General features: G+C 43.3%; 15 protein-coding genes. 6 read left to right on the top strand and 9 right to left on the bottom strand.

Annotation, left to right across the window (positions count from 1 at the left end):
- Positions 1-5: 5 nt before the first annotated feature.
- From R8N47_RS13290 to R8N47_RS13305, 4 genes are all read right to left on the bottom strand, one after another.
- The gene (locus tag R8N47_RS13290) at positions 6-257 is read right to left on the bottom strand and encodes a hypothetical protein (RefSeq protein ID WP_005376334.1); all 252 of its coding nucleotides are present in this window, start codon (positions 255-257) and stop codon (positions 6-8) included.
- Positions 241-1,950, bottom strand: a complete 1,710-nt coding sequence (locus R8N47_RS13295) for an SgrR family transcriptional regulator (protein WP_064354771.1) — start codon at positions 1,948-1,950, stop codon at positions 241-243. Before R8N47_RS13295 ends, R8N47_RS13290 begins: the two co-directional genes overlap by 17 nt.
- A 79-nt stretch (positions 1,951-2,029) precedes the next feature.
- On the bottom strand, positions 2,030-2,263 hold the full coding sequence (locus R8N47_RS13300) for a DUF3389 domain-containing protein (protein WP_005376338.1): 234 nt from the start codon (positions 2,261-2,263) through the stop codon (positions 2,030-2,032).
- A gap of 6 nt (positions 2,264-2,269) precedes the next feature.
- Positions 2,270-2,704, bottom strand: coding sequence for a hotdog fold thioesterase (locus tag R8N47_RS13305; RefSeq protein ID WP_005376340.1), 435 nt, complete (start codon positions 2,702-2,704; stop codon positions 2,270-2,272).
- Positions 2,705-2,905: 201 nt separating this feature from the next.
- Here R8N47_RS13305 and R8N47_RS13310 point away from each other — a divergent pair, with 201 nt between their 5' ends.
- Positions 2,906-3,694, top strand: coding sequence for a M48 family metallopeptidase (locus R8N47_RS13310; protein WP_017634168.1), 789 nt, complete (start codon positions 2,906-2,908; stop codon positions 3,692-3,694).
- A 74-nt stretch (positions 3,695-3,768) separates the two neighbouring features.
- On the opposite strand, the gene R8N47_RS13315 is transcribed toward R8N47_RS13310, so the two are convergent.
- Entirely contained in the window at positions 3,769-4,797 is a 1,029-nt protein-coding gene (locus R8N47_RS13315) for a site-2 protease family protein (RefSeq protein WP_047103591.1), read from the bottom strand.
- 422 nt (positions 4,798-5,219) lie between these two features.
- Between R8N47_RS13315 and R8N47_RS13320 the strand changes: the two genes are divergently transcribed.
- The 4 genes from R8N47_RS13320 to R8N47_RS13335 all read left to right on the top strand — a co-directional run bounded on the left by R8N47_RS13320 (position 5,220) and on the right by R8N47_RS13335 (position 10,077).
- Entirely contained in the window at positions 5,220-6,455 is a 1,236-nt protein-coding gene (locus R8N47_RS13320; protein WP_064354770.1) for a porin, read from the top strand.
- Between the two features lie 20 nt (positions 6,456-6,475).
- The gene (locus tag R8N47_RS13325) at positions 6,476-8,884 is read left to right on the top strand and encodes a VolA/Pla-1 family phospholipase (protein WP_064354769.1); all 2,409 of its coding nucleotides are present in this window, start codon (positions 6,476-6,478) and stop codon (positions 8,882-8,884) included.
- A gap of 136 nt (positions 8,885-9,020) precedes the next feature.
- Positions 9,021-9,230 carry a YgdI/YgdR family lipoprotein gene (locus R8N47_RS13330; RefSeq protein WP_054575997.1) on the top strand — a complete coding sequence of 70 codons (210 nt, stop codon included), beginning with the start codon at positions 9,021-9,023 and terminating at the stop codon, positions 9,228-9,230.
- 289 nt (positions 9,231-9,519) lie between these two features.
- The gene (locus tag R8N47_RS13335) at positions 9,520-10,077 is read left to right on the top strand and encodes a PhnA domain-containing protein (protein ID WP_005376350.1); all 558 of its coding nucleotides are present in this window, start codon (positions 9,520-9,522) and stop codon (positions 10,075-10,077) included.
- Between the two features lie 185 nt (positions 10,078-10,262).
- Here the strand turns inward: R8N47_RS13335 and R8N47_RS13340 are convergent, their stop codons facing one another.
- The 3 genes from R8N47_RS13340 to R8N47_RS13350 form a co-directional block, all read right to left on the bottom strand.
- Positions 10,263-10,454, bottom strand: coding sequence for a hypothetical protein (locus tag R8N47_RS13340; protein ID WP_005376351.1), 192 nt, complete (start codon positions 10,452-10,454; stop codon positions 10,263-10,265).
- A gap of 279 nt (positions 10,455-10,733) precedes the next feature.
- Positions 10,734-11,753, bottom strand: a complete 1,020-nt coding sequence (locus R8N47_RS13345; RefSeq protein ID WP_064354768.1) for a TerC/Alx family metal homeostasis membrane protein — start codon at positions 11,751-11,753, stop codon at positions 10,734-10,736.
- Positions 11,754-12,375: 622 nt separating this feature from the next.
- Entirely contained in the window at positions 12,376-14,118 is a 1,743-nt protein-coding gene (locus R8N47_RS13350) for a bifunctional metallophosphatase/5'-nucleotidase (protein WP_005376363.1), read from the bottom strand.
- 268 nt (positions 14,119-14,386) lie between these two features.
- On the opposite strand from R8N47_RS13350, the gene R8N47_RS13355 reads away from it, so the two are divergent.
- A complete protein-coding gene (locus R8N47_RS13355) occupies positions 14,387-16,021 on the top strand; it encodes an ATP-dependent endonuclease (protein WP_064354767.1) in 1,635 nt (544 codons plus the stop codon).
- 153 nt (positions 16,022-16,174) lie between these two features.
- Here R8N47_RS13355 and R8N47_RS13360 read toward each other — a convergent pair whose 3' ends face one another.
- Entirely contained in the window at positions 16,175-16,657 is a 483-nt protein-coding gene (locus R8N47_RS13360) for a DUF1097 domain-containing protein (protein WP_064354766.1), read from the bottom strand.
- Positions 16,658-16,770: the final 113 nt, after the last annotated feature.

Genomic DNA, 16,770 nt, shown 5'->3' on the forward strand with positions numbered 1-16,770 from the left:
CTTTATTATTTCATCGTCACTTTGCCGCCAATCATTTTGTAAGCGGGGGTTCCTCTTACTAGGGTATCTCTTGCAAACTCTTGTCCGCAAGCGGGGCAAATACATGGGGTTTGTGTGAAATCGTCAACAATGCGCTCTTTGAAGCATTTAACCAGTGCGCCTTTCCCGCCTTTACGGTACTTAAATAGTTGAGTTTTACATTTAGAGCAAAAGATATCGACGGTTTTCGTCGGTTGTTTTTTATTCGGTTTCGCCATGGTTACTTTCTATATCCGGTTTGACCCATACATTATTAAAATCAAACCAACCTAAGGCATTACACTTTGCATTTTGTAACGCACCGCTGTGGTCTTTATTCACGCCTAGCCAGCAGTGAAACATAGGAATCACCTGACAGCTTTTTACTAATTGTCGTCCTAGCTCACGCGCAGGAAAGTCTGTGTGCATGCCGGCACGCCATTGATCGACAAGTTTAGCCCATTCACTAAAATCGTAACCTGAACTGAACTTCTCAATATCACTGTAATCCAGGAGCCAGCCCGCCAACGCGTCATTTCGGTTCGTTGCAATGCCCATAGCTTTCACCCAGATATCCACTTCCTCAGGCGCGGGCGGTTGAGAATCATAACGAATAAACTCAACCTCTATACCGTGCGGTTTTAAGAGTGTCTTGATGGCCTTGGCAACTACTGGAAACATCGGATGCTTTTTCTGATACGCTACGGAAATTACCTTATTAGCCTGTGGTACGCTGCCCGCTTCTGCTGGCCTAAGATCAATCCAACCGGGCTTAAGGCCAAAGGCTTGCAATACTCCCAGTTCCATCACTTTATCTTGTGGGACATGCGCGTAAATCTGGTGACTGTTGAGGGTTTGCGAGAGGAACTCTGCCCAACGTGGATCTTTTGCAATCCCAGTGTTTTTGTTTAGTAATAGGAATGTACAGCCAGGGTCCAGCTCGACTTCATCGGATGAACCTTGTCTATCCATCTTCGGCTTTGACAGGCTTGGATAAACCATTGAAGAATAGGCTTCATCGATTACCCACACCTCCACTTGGTCAAGTAAAGGGCGAAAACCAAAGTAGCCATCAAAAGCAGTCAAAATAAGACGCTTATCATCATTCATTTTAACTTGGAACGGCCCTGTCCCTATCGGTTGTCTATCGAAGCTTTCAGAACGCAAAGCACTCGGTAGCAAAATTTTTGCTTGCGACTCACTCAGAGCCAGAGGAAGGTAGCGATCAGGACGGACGAGCTCAATATCAACGGTCCACTCTTGTGGTGAAGACACCCGCTTTATGTGAGAAAACAAGTTCAAGCTATTTAACGCAAGCACACTTTCAAGAACACAACTAGTTGTTAACGGTTCACCGTTATGAAAGCGTACTCCACGACGAAGATAAAAACGCCAATGTGTATCAGAAATTGCTTCCCACGTGTGGGCTAAATCTGGTTGAAGTTGTTCATTTTCATCAAGGCGAGTGAGTCCGCTAAAAATTTGTCTGGCGATGTGCTGTTCAGAACGCCGCATCGGTTTCTGCGGGTTTAACATCGACAATGGTCGATAATAAGGCAAACGCACGACCTGCTCGCCCTGTCGATGTTGAAGCCCTAGATAACCTTGGATAACCTGCGTCAATCGTGCCGCATCGTTATCAAGCGCATCTAGAGCCTGACCGATTTTCCCTTCATCGAGATAACGCCTGGCGAGGTTTTCGCTGACGTCGCTTCGATTACGTTTAAAAACGAGTTTCGAAAGTTTTCCTCGACCCGCTGCCGGATGCCACTCAATCCAGCCCTCTTCTTCAAGTTTATTTAGAACAATACGAGCATTACGACGTGTACAAAACAACGCTTCGGTGATGTCTTCGAGCTGAACGTCCGTATCGTGACCGGAAAATTTTTCAAACAGTGTTTCGAACTGAACACGTAAACGAGGGCTACTCATAAAGAGGAAATTCTTATCTTGTTGTCGATAAGCTAAGTTTCCTCATTTTTACCAAAAAGTGCAAACATCACACTATAGATTATTGAATATCGATACCAATTTCTCGCGAAAGTTCAGCCAGTTGTTCCTCGTTGTCCAGCTTGATAGACCATTTGCACTCTGCTCCATGAGATAAAACAACGTTCGCTCCTCTACCCAGCAACTGAATTGCATCGGTTTGCGCTTGCAAGGTTACCATTGCACTACCGGAGAGCTTAATCACTATTTCACGCTGGGTTGCAATGATTTTTCCTAATGAAAACTCAATCACCATCTTAGTTTATACCGACTTTGTTTTGTGTTGTTTCACAGCGATGGTCAAGCGACTGGTACACACTAAACGGCCTCGCTCATCAGTGATATCGATTTGCCACACTTGCGTTGAAATACCCAGATGAAGCGGTTTTGCCGTACCAATCACATGACCACTTCGCATGGCTCGCACATGGTTCGCGTTAATATCTAAACCGACGCAGTAGCTGCCTTCATCGACAGAGAAGTTTGCAGCCAATGAGCCTAATGTTTCTGCGAGCACGACTGATGCACCACCGTGAAGCATTCCTAAAGGTTGATGAGTAAAGCTGCATACGGGCATGGTTGCTGTAAGGGAGTCGTCAGTGAAATCTGTATATTTAATTTGTAGGTGCTCGATCAGGGTATTTTTTGACGTGGCATTCAGAATCTCTATGCTTACGGGCTTTTTCCATATACTCATTGTTTTACTCTTAGTTTCACAAACTGGTTTGTTAGGTTGTAACGATGTGCTAGGAAGCTAGCATAGACGCTACTTGGGCATAACTTCAAGACGTAACATCTCACCCTCTTTATTAATCAGATGAATAACTTGATCCATGCATCATGTTACTATTTGGGTATATACTATTGCTTCAAAACAAAAAATTAAATGGAGCCTGTTATGAAGGTATGGATGAAAGCCTCTGCTCTTTTAACTATCGCGGGTTTAACAGCGTGTAGCGCATCACCGACGGGTCGCAACCAGATCCTGATGTTTTCAGATCAGGAAATGTCATCGCTTGGCGCTAAATCTTTCGAACAAATGAAGAAAGATATCCCAATCAGCAAAGATCGCAAAACGAATGCCTACGTTCAATGCGTTGCCAAACACATCACTGACACCATTCCCGCTCAATCTGGATTTAAAGACTGGGAAGTCGTTGTTTTTGATAGTGAACAAGTCAATGCGTTTGCTCTACCAGGTGGGAAGATCGGCGTGTATACCGGGCTTTTAGATGTCGCGAAAAACCAAGATCAGTTGGCAACAGTTATTGGTCACGAAGTCGCTCACGTCCTCGCTGACCACAGTAATGAACGTCTTTCACAAAGTCAGTTAGCAAATGCCGGGTTGTCTCTAGCAAACGTTGCCATTGGAGCTTCCGAGTACAAACAGTATCAACAAATGACGATGGCGGCACTTGGTGTCGGTGTCCAATACGGTGTTATTTTGCCATACGGTCGTACTCAGGAATCTGAGGCTGATATTGTCGGGCTGGAATTCATGGCAAAAGCAGGTTTCGACCCACGTCAAAGTGTCGATTTATGGAAAAATATGAGTGCTGCATCAGGTGGTTCTCAACCACCTGAATTCTTCTCAACCCACCCATCGCACAGTACGCGCATTAAAGATTTACAAGCAACCATAAATAAGCTGCCTGCGTATAACGCGAAAGCACCAAGATGTGGCTAATTCATTGCTACTATCGTCTACTACTTAAGCTTGCCAAATAAAAAAGCTCCCTAGGGAGCTTTTAATGATTCTAATCAAGTGCCCAATATCTGTAGCGGCAAACTTAACAAACTATCTCCGAGAGTGGCAAAATACCAGATGATAGAAACAAAACCTCCGACAGAGACCAAGTACCAAGCAAGTGAAAATAGTTGCCCATAACGGGTTAATGGCAATAAATGGCTTTGATGTCGAGCTCTCCATTCCATCACCACTTCCAACATTCCCATTAACAATAAAAACCCTAGCAACGTCAGACCGAAATAGTAACTGATAAAAATGCCTAATAAAGCGGTCGCAATACTGCCAACTAACCCGACCCAAGTATTCATTGAGAAGGTAATACTTTTGAGCACATGGCCACCATCTAATGGTAAAATAGGCAGCAGATTAAATAGGTTTAGCAAGGCGTTAAACACAGCAAGCCCAGCGAAGATCACCTCACCAGTCATCCAATAAAGCAAAGTAAAAACAATACTAAGTACTAAACCGAAAAATGGTCCCATGATTGAGATAACCACATCCTGCCAGCGCGTGTTTATCTTTTCGTCACTTAGCGCCAAACCACCTAGGAATGGAATCAAATAGATCCCTTTGGTCTTCATTCCAAAATACTTCATCGCTCTAATGTGACCATATTCATGGAAAACCAAGCAAGCGATCAACGCTAGCGCGAACTCGATGGAAAATAGCCAAGAATATGCAGCGAGACTTGCAGACGCTAACGCCACTTTAATAACTTTCGCACTTTTAAGTGCTTTCATCCCAAGAGATACGAGACCTATTATACTTAAACGCTTTTCGGATGGTGGCGTAACTTCTGGCACTTGGCGCTCGATGTCTTTTTCATTTCGACAACCTTCGTTGACGAGCTCACCGTTAATTGTGACCTTGTAACTCAATTCAAACGGTTGCCATGTTAAAGAACACTCTAAATGACAGTTCAGGATTTCCTCACCCGCAGAGAGCCTAAACTGGTGTAGACAAGTCTCTGCGGTATTGTCACTGGCATCGATTTGAGACACCAACGTATTATCCCAATATAACTGCTGCCACCCAGCCATCGATCCTTCGAGCCTTAGCGAACGACCTAAAAATTCAACATTCAGTAATTCCAATGCGGCTCCTATTGCGTCTATTGAATAACTACATAGCGAGCGCGAATTATGCCTGTGAAGTGAAGAAACAGCAAAGCGAGCTATCTCTTGATTTGATCGTTATTTAACTATAAAGCTCGCAAAACAATTCTGGTCGTACCATTCTCTTCAAAAATATAACGATAATACATGCCCTTACAAGCCATCGTTTGACCTATGCATCATATTTAAAACGCAAAATACGCTCAAACTTTGACAAGTTATTAAACATACAATTAACATTACATTTACATCACCGTTGTATTTCGCGTATTAACAATTGGTGTAAGTACCACACAACAATTACAAGGACTTCGGTCCAGCATTATGACACCCTAGGAGGGTCAAGGATGAACAAGAAGCACTGCTCTCTGCTTACAATTTCAATATTGTTTGCGTGTAATGCCCACTCAGCGGGCTTCCAGGTAGCTGAACATTCGGCATCTGGTCTTGGTCGAGCATTTTCAGGTGAAGGGGCTGTCGCAGATAATGCCAGCGTCCTTGCTCGTAACCCTGCAGCAATGACACTTTTCAAAGAAGCTCAATTTTCGGGCGCGTTATCTATCATCGACCCTGAAGTCGATGTGTACGACACTGTAAACAATGAACACGCGAAAGATGTCGCCCCTTTACAGATCGTGCCAGCAGGTTATTACATCAGCCCTATCAATGATAACTGGGCTTGGGGCATCGGTATGTTCACAACATACGGTGTTGCCACTGACTATCCAAATGATATTTCCGCAGGTGATATGGCGGGTGACACTTCCCTACTTTCAGTAAACATCAACCCTAATGTCGCTTACCGTATCAACGAGTCTTTCAGTGTCGGTGGTGGTATCAACCTAGTATACGCTGAAGCAGAGCTGACTCGCCACAAAGGCGCACTCGCCGGTATTTTAGGTGGTAATAAGTCCGATAACCTTGTCGGCATGGAAGGTGAAACTTTCGCTTGGGGATGGAATGTCGGCGCTTTATTTGAGCTAAATGAAAACAACCGTTTTGGCTTTGGCTACCGCTCTAAGGTTGATCTAGATTTTGATGACGGTGAGTTTAGTAGTTACGACTCTGGTCGAGCTTCATCACCAAAAGTTGATGGCCGTTTAAAAATCTCTCTCCCTTCAATTATCGAATTATCGGCTTTCCATCAACTGAATGAACAATGGGCTGTACATTACGGCTGGCAACAAACCGACTGGAGCACATTTAAAGAACTAAAAGCGACCAGTAACGAATGTAATGACGGAGTATGTTTCTTTAAACCTGAGAAATATGAAGACAACAATCGCTACTCCATTGGTGCAACTTACAAACTTAATACAGACTGGACATTCCGTGCAGGCTTTGCGTACGACGAACAAGCAGGTGAAGCGACATTGAGTATTCCTGACAGTGACCGTTTTTGGTACAGCGCGGGCCTAACTTACGCAATGAGTGAGAATTTAACTTTCGATGCAGGCTTTGCACTTGTTAAGAGTAAATCAGGCTCTTTCACTGAGACAAATGCTCTGGGTGAAGAGATTAAGTTTGACTCAGAAGGTACTGCTTACATCAGCGCGGTACAGATGAACTACACCTTCAAATAATGGGATTACGGAGTAAACCAATGAAACACACGTTTAAATTATCAATGCTTTGTTCTGCAATCCTTCTTGCTGGTTGTGGTGATGATACCTCCAGCTCTGGTACTTCCGACAAAGTTCAATTTGAAGATGAAGTCCAAGCATTGCTTGATCGCGAAACATCCATCAGTTTTACGCTTCAAGGAGCGAACGCAGATGTACCGGCACCGTCTTACTTATTAATGGACACAAGCGATGGTACGCTTGGTCTGCCAACTGATGGCGATGATGCTTTAACCAACCCTAGAGCCTCAATGAACACGATGGATGGATGGTCAACGTCTATGCCAATCGTTCTTAACTTCAACGGCGACGGTTTTGCAACGGGCATGCTGTCGTCTGGTGTTAAAGTCATCAAGATTAACCAACGCTTAACCGAGTGGGACGGTAAATCTAACCCAATCGAAGAGGTACTCGTTCAGAATCAGGACTACGTAGTTCAAGCAAAAGGTAGCTCTCTATACATCCAGTTCTTGGCTGCACTTGATGAGTCAAGCGAGTACATTTTTGCGGTTACACAAGATGTTACTGACGTGAATGGTGAGCCAATTGGTACATCAGCAAGTTATGCGACTGGTAAATCGAAAGAAATCGTTTATGAAACTGGCGACCTTGCTTCTGTTCAAGCAGTCACTCAGGCGGTTGAAGGCATTTTTGGTCTAGCTCAAGTTAATCCTAACGACATCGTTTACTCCTCATGGTTCAGTACCCAGTCTGTAGGTGATACGTTAGCGGCAGTCAAAGGAGTAACCGCTACTGGTTTTTCTACTGGCGCAAACACACTAAATACCGTTTACAAAAATGACTCAAACGAAGGTTCAGTAGACTTATCAACGGCCTACACAATAACGCTCGGTGAAACCCAAGACTTTAGCACTGCGCTAGACTCTGACGATGACTTTAGTAAATACATTAGCGATCTAGACGCAGCTAAAACGGCAATTAAAGGCCTTTACATGCAATCAGGTGCCGATGTAAGCGTGACACAAGGTGTGGTAAGACTGCCTCATTACTTGGAAAAAGGCGCAAGCTGGAACATGCAACCAATGGTATCTGCGATGCCAAGCCTAGCGAAGCTAAGCGCAGCATTAGCGGATCCGAACGAGCAAGCAAACATGGTTCAGCAGCTATCAACAGGCGTTTTTGCAAATGATCCTGTTGATGTGACAAAGCTTGCTACAGATCCTACAGAGCAGCTAAAACTTGTTGGAGCTAAGCTTACTCTTACCGATGGTACCCAGCTTGATAGTGAGCGTATCATTACTCGCTACTCGCCTGTTCCCGTAGTGAAATCGGTTGAAGATGTCGAAGTACTGGTCTTCACACCTAAATCTGGCGTCGCGAAAGACGTTGTGATTTATCAACACGGCATCACCTCTGCGAAAGAGAATGCGTACGCGTTCGCGTTCAATATGGTAAAAGCAGGTGTGGCAGTTATCGCTATTGACTTACCTATTCATGGTACGCGCAGCTTAGATGAACAACGTTCCGCAAATGCGAATGTACTGGCTTATCTAAATCTTTCCAACTTAGCCGTTGCGCGTGACAACCTACGTCAGAGTGTTCTGGATGTGTTAGGTTTGCGCGCTAGCTTAGTAGTATCTGCTCAAGGCGGTCTTTTAGCTGGAGGTCCTCTGCAAGGCTTCAACCCAATGACGGGTTCAAAAGTCAAAATGCTAGGTCATTCACTTGGCGGTATTGTAGCTACATCTGCCGTCGCAGCAGCAAACAATACACTGGGCAGCTCTACTGCGGATGCGCTGTACACCTTTAGTTCTGCATCAGTACAGAACTCTGGTGGACAAATTGGTAATTTGTTACTGGGTTCAGACAATTACGGCCCTCAGATCAAACATAACCTCGCTTATGCAGCATCAAAAGACTATGCGAATTACGCTGATGCATCATGTGCGGATCTAGAAGATAAAACATGTTACGAAGCATTTGAGGCTGCGGCAACGGAAGCTCAAGTAGCAGCGCTAGAAGCAGGTTTCTCACAATTTATCTATGCAGCACAGACTACACTAGACACTGTCGATCCGTTCACAAACGCTTCAGATTTAGTGGCATCTGGTTCGCTAACGACACCATTCTTTATGACAGAAGTGGATGGCGATAGCACAGTACCAAACAGCGTTCCAAATGCACCATTCGCGGGTACTGAACCGCTTGCTAATAAGCTAGGGTTGAAGACTGTGAACAGTACGGACACTACTGTGAATGCAACTGCGAGCTTTGTACAGTTTAATGCTACTGCATCGCACAGTACTTTTGCTTCGCCAAATGGCACTTTGTCTGATATTGATCATCATGTAGAGATGCAGATGGAAAACACTGACTTCTTAATGGATGACGCACTAACAGGTGTCACTAACACTTCTGTTTTGAAGTAATCGCAACACCCTTCCTACCAAAGCCCAGTTTCTACTGGGCTTTTTCATTTCAATTCTATTCAAACCCACTCATATTTCCTCTGCTATAGTTAAATCGATGTCTTTGCCTAACTCACTTGTTTAAAAGGAAAACTCTATGCGCGTATTGACTGTTATTGCCACTGTATTACTTCTTTCTGCATGCGGAAGTAGCCAATATCTGATGTCGACAAATGAAGGGAAAATTATTACCTCTTACGGTAAACCAGACCTGAACGAGGAAACGGGTATGTACGAATATGAAGACATGGATGGTAAAGAAATGAGTATTTCAAAAGAGCATATTGTCCAGATTGTCGAACGTTAACGACAGGCCCTCTGTAAATTAGAGGGCTATGTTCTAGCCACCCTCTCTTTACATTTACCTCTTTTAGGCTTGTAATCGTTGTAGGAATTGACACAACCAATTCATAAGCCAAAACAATCAATAGTGTCTTTTATACTTCCGTATTATTTATTTAGCGAATATTTTACATCTTCACCTTAATCAGGTTGGAGTATTGTAAAATCTAGTCTTTAATTCGCTAACACCCTTTTATTTCTCAGGATAAAGTGGATAATACCGCCACAAAATAACATTACTAAGGTGAGTCCTTATGTCTATTGAAGCTACTCTGCTTGCGCGCTGCGAGTCAAAATGTGAACTGTGTTCTTCTGAATCTCAACTAACTGCATACGCTGTCCCACCTCACGGTAATGTGACGGTTGATACTGCCATCATGGTTTGTGATAAGTGTCTGGGTGAGATCGATGAGCCAAAAGACATTAACCACTGGCGTTGTCTAAACGAAAGCATGTGGAGCCAGGTTCCTGCTGTACAAGTGACGGCATGGCGCCAACTCACTCGCCTAAACACAGAAAGCTGGGCTCAAGATGCTCTTGACATGATGTACATGGAAGAAGAGCAAATGAACTGGGCAATGAAAGGGATGTCTGCTGACGATAAAACGGTTGACTGTAACGGCACTGAACTTAAGAAAGGTGACGATGTAACAGTAATTAAAGACCTACCAGTAAAAGGCACTAATCAAGTAATCAAGCAAGGTACCGTGATTCGTGGTATTAGCCTTGGCGATGATCCAAAGCTAGTTTCGGGTAAGGCAAATGGTGGTCAGTCGATGTACGTGATCGCAGAATACTGCCGCAAGAAGTAATATCGCACTTCAGTCATGTCAAAACGGGGCACCAATGGTGCCCCGTTTTTCTATACAACACTTAATCTACTCTCATGTCTACCTCCTCTAGAGTGTTTCTTTTCTAGGGCGTAGGTTGAGTAGGCATGTTTTACAAATAAAAAAATACCGGCTCATAGGCCGGTATTTCTTACATTATTTCAATATTAACGGTACATACCGATGTCTTTTTGAATATGTGCTGACAAGTCTTCTGCGTAGTAACTGCGTGGCGCAGTGTTATCTACAAATAGAATGTCCAGTAAGTGAGCAATCAGTCCTTTGAAGTTAACCGCGTAGGTTTTCTTATCCATAGAGGTTGGTAAAGCTACATTTGTCATTTGCATTGCTTGTGCCATGATTGCCTCTCTTTAAAAGCAGTAGTCTGTTTAGTTGGTTGTATATTAGTCAGTTTCTTATTGTTTAAGAAATGACAAATTTTACCCATTCAAATTAGAATTTCTAATAAAACAAACTCATTACAAAACTCAAAAATACAAATGAATAATAACGGCATAAATAATCACAATTCCCGTAATTACATTGAATAACTGAACATTACCTGCATAATCGCCCCTTAACTCACAACATATATTTAACAATATTTTTCGTTATTTCTTTTGATTTTTGTTCTTACTTTATATTTTTTGATTAGTAATATTAACGCTAGTTTGACGCTTCGCTTTATTTTTTAGGAGTGATGCCACCACTGCCGATGTCATCACAACAACTAAAAATGTGAGAGACCATGTTGTCGGAATCTCATATTCTGTTCCAACCAATAGCATTTTTACCCCGATAAACATCATGATTACTGATAATGCTGGTTTTAAGTATACAAACTTGTCTAACATTGCTTGAAGAACAAAGTACAGCGATCGCAAACCCAATAATGCAAATACGTTCGCAGCTAAGACTAAAAATGGCTCTCGCGTTACCGCGAATATAGCTGGTATAGAATCCAACGCAAACATAACGTCCATTACTGCAATGACACCAACAACGATCAGCATCGGTGTTGCCACCCACTTACCAGCTTGCTTTAAGATTAAGTGATTTCCTTGGTAGTCATCTGTAACTGGCAATACCTTTCGAATCAACTGCTCCGGATATGGATTAACTTCTTCTGCTTCGCCTTTGTCGCGAGCTAGCTTAACACCTGTCCAAATAAGGAAAGCAGCAAATAAGTACAATACCCAGTGATACTGTGCAAGTAACTGAGCACCAACCGCAATCATGACAGCGCGTAAAACTAGCGCACCTATCACCCCCCAAAGCAATGCTCTCGGACGCAAATGCTCCGGCACACTGTATTGTGCAAAGATGATGGCAAACACAAACAAGTTATCAACGCTTAACGACTTCTCTAGTAAGTAACCAGTTAAGAATGAAATCGTTGCTTTGTCGTTCGTATAAGCGCTATGTGGCGCGTAAAAGTCCCAGAATAAATAAATAGAACCTGCAAAAACAAAGGCAAGCAAGAACCAAAAAACACTCCAAACGATGGCTTTTTTCATCGTGATAACGCCACCACGTGTTTGATAGATATCAAGCGTAACAAGAACAAGGGTAAATAAACCAAAAGCACCATACATCGCTAATGATTCTTGAAGAGGCACCGATTGGCTCAATTGGGTGGTATTTTCGATAAGAGACATATTTCCTCCCATGGCGGAAGGACTTCGTTTGGTGACCTTCCGCAGACAATAACAACCAACAGCCACATAACGATTATGTGCTGCTAGTCAATGAATGCGTTGGTCTCGTTGAAGTGTTGACGTGAATGAACCACGTAACACCTTTACTTACCGGATAAGCTGATGCTTAACGAGATGACGATAAGTAAACTTGCGCTAACTACTCCCCAAACGCCGACATAATAACGCCGAGCGTCAGGCTTTCCAACAAAAAAGCCTTGTCTTATCGAAATAAAATTCTTATCAAAAATCAGGAAGCACTATAAAAAGAAAGAAGTGGATTCAACCACCTGAACTTTAGTAAACAGACAAAAAGCAGCAAATGGCTCAAGACAAACTCTTCATTGGTTAGAGCCCTAACGGGGAAGATAGATACAAAAAAGGAGCATTACTGCTCCCTTTTGTAGCATCCACATTCTTAGCAATTCAAAAGCCGCTTAGAGGCACAAAGTAGACCAGTGTTGACCAAATTGCGATCCAGGCAACCACGACTGCCGTATCTGCCCAATCTTTATTCCACATACTGCCATCCTCATCAACCCATGTAGTAAGTGGAGAGCAGCAAAATCAATACCAGTATCTATTATCGACGTCGCTTTGTGTAAAGTTTGTGACTTTGATTCAAACAGTTTGGCTCATCGGTCAGGAGTTCAATAAAACAATCAGCCATGGACAAACTGGTCACACGCCCTTCTCCTTTCATCTCCTGCAATGCGTCGTACCCCTCTTTCCCTTTCATCGTATAGGCAGAAGAAGTCCCTCGATACCAAACATCATCTTGAACACCAACCCATTGTTTGCCATCAAAAATCACTAATGATTGAACTCTTTCACCTTTTGGGGCATCTGCGTGATACTCGAAGTTTAAATTGTAAGTGTACGGATAACTGCCAGATCCAGTGCCTTCTACGCCATTGTTGAGTGCATTATTTATCGCGCCTTCAAGTGCACGGCGAATAGCGCTGCCTTTTACATCGTAAAAGCCGATAGGAACGGCAAAAGGCAACAGCCGTCCGGCAATGTCTGCCACTGTGATGTTGCCAGGGTTCAAAGAGGTTCGCACGCCACCCGCATTATGAATTGCAAATTGAACGTCATATCCACGTTTGTTTAAACAGTGCAGAAATGATCGGGCAACGGAGGAAGCCAACTCACTCTCACCAAATTCATCGGGAATTCTCACATGACGCTTTTTGGTGTCAACACTAGCAATGACTTGTGACTGTAACTGCCTGACCTGAGGAATATATTTATCGCTCAGGATCGCTTGAGTTTCCGGGTGTTTCTTACAAACCACGACATTCGGTTGACCATGGATGAAGTCGCACGCGGTTTCGAATACACCTTGGTCGAGCTGTTGGTTTAGCGTCGAGTCCCAAAAAATACGTCGACCAAGCAACAGTTCATTTTGTCCACTCAACATCGTTGCTTTACCGTGTTCATCAAACTCAATGACGCAGTGCCCCATTGTCAAAGCATGGAAACCCGCTTGCACCACATAGGTATCATTAATTTTGATACCGTAGGGATCGTCTTGTCCTAACCCTATTGATGAAAAATCACCTTGCAACCGGTGGCTGTGTCCACCAACAATTATACCAATACCTGCGACTTGCTCAGCTAACTCTAAATCACCTTCATAACCTAAGTGGCTCAGAAGAATAATATTTTTTATACCTGATGAATGGATTTGTTTTACGGTCGCCTTGGCGGTTTCAATTGCTGAGTGAAAAGGCGTGTCTGCATCAGGGTTTGCGATGTCGCTCATTTTATCTATGGATAATCCGAAAATCGCGACCCGCTCACCATGGAATTCTTTAACAATGTATTGAGCGCTCTGTGTATCCGGTTGGTAACTATATACATCCTTACAATCACTGATACGGTGAGGTTTTTTAAGTGATTCATTGGATAAATCCCAGTTGCCAGCAAGCAATGGGAACTGAGTACGTTGGCAAAACAATGCAACTGGCTCATTCCCCATATCTAATTCATGGTTACCTAACGCCATTGCATCAATCTTTAATGCGTTCAATAAGTCGGCATTGGCTTTGCCTTTAAATAGTGAGAAATACAGCGTACCTTGGAAGCAATCTCCGGCATGGAGGAACAACATCCCATGACCTTGGCGCTGAGCATCATCTCTTAACTGCTCGACTCTGGTTGCGATACGAGAAAAGCCGCCAGCACTGACATAGGGTTCTAGCGTGAGTTCATTGTTTATCTTAAGCTTTAACTGTAATGACGTTGGTTCAAAGTAGGAATGTGTGTCATTGATGTGTGCCAGTTTGATTCTCACTGGCTTATGATTGTTATTCATCTTCATCTTCTCTTTTTTCATTCCTTATAATAATAAGAAGTGAATCATGACAGAATCATGAATTTTATGAAACTGCGATTTAGGATTTCATGTTTAAGTGATCACGATGCTGTCCCCCAGCTTTGAAAGCAAGCCTCGCTTGTAACGGTCTCTATTCAGTAAGAGGCTCTCGTAATTTTGTGAACTGAGCTTAACTCAAAAATTCCGAATTCATATATGCTTAGGAGTAGCAAAATAACTCTCGATAATTCAAATAATTGCAAGGAGGATTGAGATGAGACTAGAACGCATCGAAATCTCCGGGTTTAGAGGCATCAAACGCCTTTCACTCTCTTTTGACGAACTCACCACGCTTATCGGTGAAAACACGTGGGGCAAATCATCATTGCTCGATGCCCTTTCCATCGCACTACCTGCCAATGGCTCATTGTATCAATTCAAACTGAAAGATTTTCACGTTGACTACTCAATTTCTCATCCACAAACACAACACTTACAGATCATTGTTTGTTTTAAAGCACAGGATAAAAACGAAGTAAAAGCGGGACGCTACAGACGCATAAAGCCTACATGGTGCACCAACGAAGATGGTGAGCAAGTCATTTACTATCGTATTAGTGCGTCTCGCGATGAGCACGGCATTAATACAAAGTACGCGTTTTTGGATCATAACGGCAAACCCAAAAAACTTCACCACTCAGAGAAACTCGCTATTGAGTTAATGACACTTCACCCTGTAATCCGACTACGTGACTCCCGACGCTTCCCAGATTTAAACCATGTCAACGGCGATGGTAAAAATGCTCGGATTGAAAAACGAATCAACAACACCTGTCGACGCTTATTGGCTATGCCTGGCCATGTGAATAAAGGTGAGATTCGTAGTAGCCTCGACTCAATGCAAACGCTTGTTGAACACTATTTCGCGTTCAGAAGTGTCAGTAAAGGCAACCCACGCAAACCTCGTGATGGTCTTTTCTATACAAGCCCTTCCTCTGATAAAGGCTTGAGTCAGTTCTTGAAAGAAACCAATGACAAACAAAGCCGCTTGCTTTTAATGGGGTTACTCAATGCCTATCTTCAAGCTAAGGGTCCCACCGATTTAAGGCGCTGTGCGAGACCAATACTGATTATTGAAGATCCAGAAGGTCGACTGCATCCAACTCATCTAGCGAGAGCGTGGTCCTTATTGCAATTGTTGCCAATGCAAAAGATATTAACCACCAACAGTGGCACGTTACTCGGTTCTGTTCCACTGTATTCAATTCGACGTTTAATTCGGCTATCAGACAGAACCATCGCTAAGAGTTTAAACTCAACAAAGTTTGGTCGAGATGAGTTGCGCCGAATTGGTTTCCATATTCGTTTTCATCGTTCAGGAGCATTATTTGCACGGTGCTGGTTACTTGTTGAGGGCGAAACCGAAGTTTGGCTTTTTCATGAACTGGCTCGTCAATGCGGGTATGACTTGGCTGCCGAAGGGGTTCAAATCGTTGAGTTTGCTCAATCAGGTCTAAAATCACTCATCAAAGTAGCAAAAGAGTTTGGTATTGATTGGCATGTCGTTACCGATGGCGACCCAGCAGGGAAAAAGTACGCGCATGCAGTGCGAGCACAGCTCGACCATGATCAGGAAAGGCATCGGCTTACGGAGTTACCCGACCGAGACATCGAGCACTTTCTGTACAACAATGGTTTTGAACTTTTCTTTAAGGACATCATCAAAGTTCCTCATGACCACCCTATCCCTGCTAAAAAAGTCGTAAGTCGTGTTTTGAAAAAACATGCAAAACCGGACTTAGCTTTGGCTATTGTTTCTCATTGTGAAGAGAAAGGCATGGAGTGTATTCCTGTTCTTCTGCGCTGGACACTTAAACGCGTTGTTACCATGGCCAACGGCAATACATGAGTTAGGCGTATTTTACACTCAACGTATTGTCTTATAATACAAAAAAAGCACACCAATTTGGTGTGCTTGTATCAAACATCATTAATTTTGATTAAGGGTATTGAGAGGGATAAAACTCAATACACAGTGGATACCAATAAGATCGGGGGTTCACTACTGTGCTTGCTCAGCAAGCGAAGAAGAAGTAGCGGTTGATTTCGTATGCAACCATAGCCCTGTCGCTTTCATTAGATAGCCAAACACACCACCTAGCAACAACGATGGAATAACAAGTTGCCAGTTTCCGTCAGCCGCAAATGTTGCGCATGAACCAATAAAAGTACCAGGGATGTACGCGAGCCAAGCCTGTTTAGCTTGAATACACATGAAGAATGCCACAATAGCGGTAATCACATAGCCAATAATTTCCAACCCCACGTAAGTGGAACCGTGAATAATTACCATTGCCCAGAATACGCCTGTCATATTGGTGATTAAGCTGATGCCTAGTCCTTTCAATCCGCTCGTTGGCGCTGCAAAGTAGCTCGAGCAACCTAAAAAACCAGCCCAAGAAAGCAAACCTAAAGAGATGGCGATCCAACCCCATACGCCAGATAAAATTCCAGTAGTGATAGAAATAGCTAAAAGTGTCGTCATGGTAGTCATACCTGCTCGGCTATTATCGTACCTATATGGTTCAATAACTGCCTTCATACATTGAAATCAAGGACACATGTTAGATACATCAGCTCAGCTTATCGGTGATATTG

The organism is Vibrio sp. 2132-1 (assembly GCF_033344315.1).

What these genes read in the sequence shown, in the direction of transcription:
- R8N47_RS13290 (WP_005376334.1), bottom strand. Translation starts at nt 257, where the DNA reads ATGGCGAAACCGAATAAAAAACAACCGACGAAAACCGTCGATATCTTT.
- R8N47_RS13295 (WP_064354771.1), bottom strand. Translation starts at nt 1,950, where the DNA reads ATGAGTAGCCCTCGTTTACGTGTTCAGTTCGAAACACTGTTTGAAAAA.
- R8N47_RS13300 (WP_005376338.1), bottom strand. Translation starts at nt 2,263, where the DNA reads ATGGTGATTGAGTTTTCATTAGGAAAAATCATTGCAACCCAGCGTGAA.
- R8N47_RS13305 (WP_005376340.1), bottom strand. Translation starts at nt 2,704, where the DNA reads ATGAGTATATGGAAAAAGCCCGTAAGCATAGAGATTCTGAATGCCACG.
- R8N47_RS13310 (WP_017634168.1), top strand. Translation starts at nt 2,906, where the DNA reads ATGAAGGTATGGATGAAAGCCTCTGCTCTTTTAACTATCGCGGGTTTA.
- R8N47_RS13315 (WP_047103591.1), bottom strand. Translation starts at nt 4,797, where the DNA reads ATGGCTGGGTGGCAGCAGTTATATTGGGATAATACGTTGGTGTCTCAA.
- R8N47_RS13320 (WP_064354770.1), top strand. Translation starts at nt 5,220, where the DNA reads ATGAACAAGAAGCACTGCTCTCTGCTTACAATTTCAATATTGTTTGCG.
- R8N47_RS13325 (WP_064354769.1), top strand. Translation starts at nt 6,476, where the DNA reads ATGAAACACACGTTTAAATTATCAATGCTTTGTTCTGCAATCCTTCTT.
- R8N47_RS13330 (WP_054575997.1), top strand. Translation starts at nt 9,021, where the DNA reads ATGCGCGTATTGACTGTTATTGCCACTGTATTACTTCTTTCTGCATGC.
- R8N47_RS13335 (WP_005376350.1), top strand. Translation starts at nt 9,520, where the DNA reads ATGTCTATTGAAGCTACTCTGCTTGCGCGCTGCGAGTCAAAATGTGAA.
- R8N47_RS13340 (WP_005376351.1), bottom strand. Translation starts at nt 10,454, where the DNA reads ATGGCACAAGCAATGCAAATGACAAATGTAGCTTTACCAACCTCTATG.
- R8N47_RS13345 (WP_064354768.1), bottom strand. Translation starts at nt 11,753, where the DNA reads ATGTCTCTTATCGAAAATACCACCCAATTGAGCCAATCGGTGCCTCTT.
- R8N47_RS13350 (WP_005376363.1), bottom strand. Translation starts at nt 14,118, where the DNA reads ATGAAGATGAATAACAATCATAAGCCAGTGAGAATCAAACTGGCACAC.
- R8N47_RS13355 (WP_064354767.1), top strand. Translation starts at nt 14,387, where the DNA reads ATGAGACTAGAACGCATCGAAATCTCCGGGTTTAGAGGCATCAAACGC.
- R8N47_RS13360 (WP_064354766.1), bottom strand. Translation starts at nt 16,657, where the DNA reads ATGACGACACTTTTAGCTATTTCTATCACTACTGGAATTTTATCTGGC.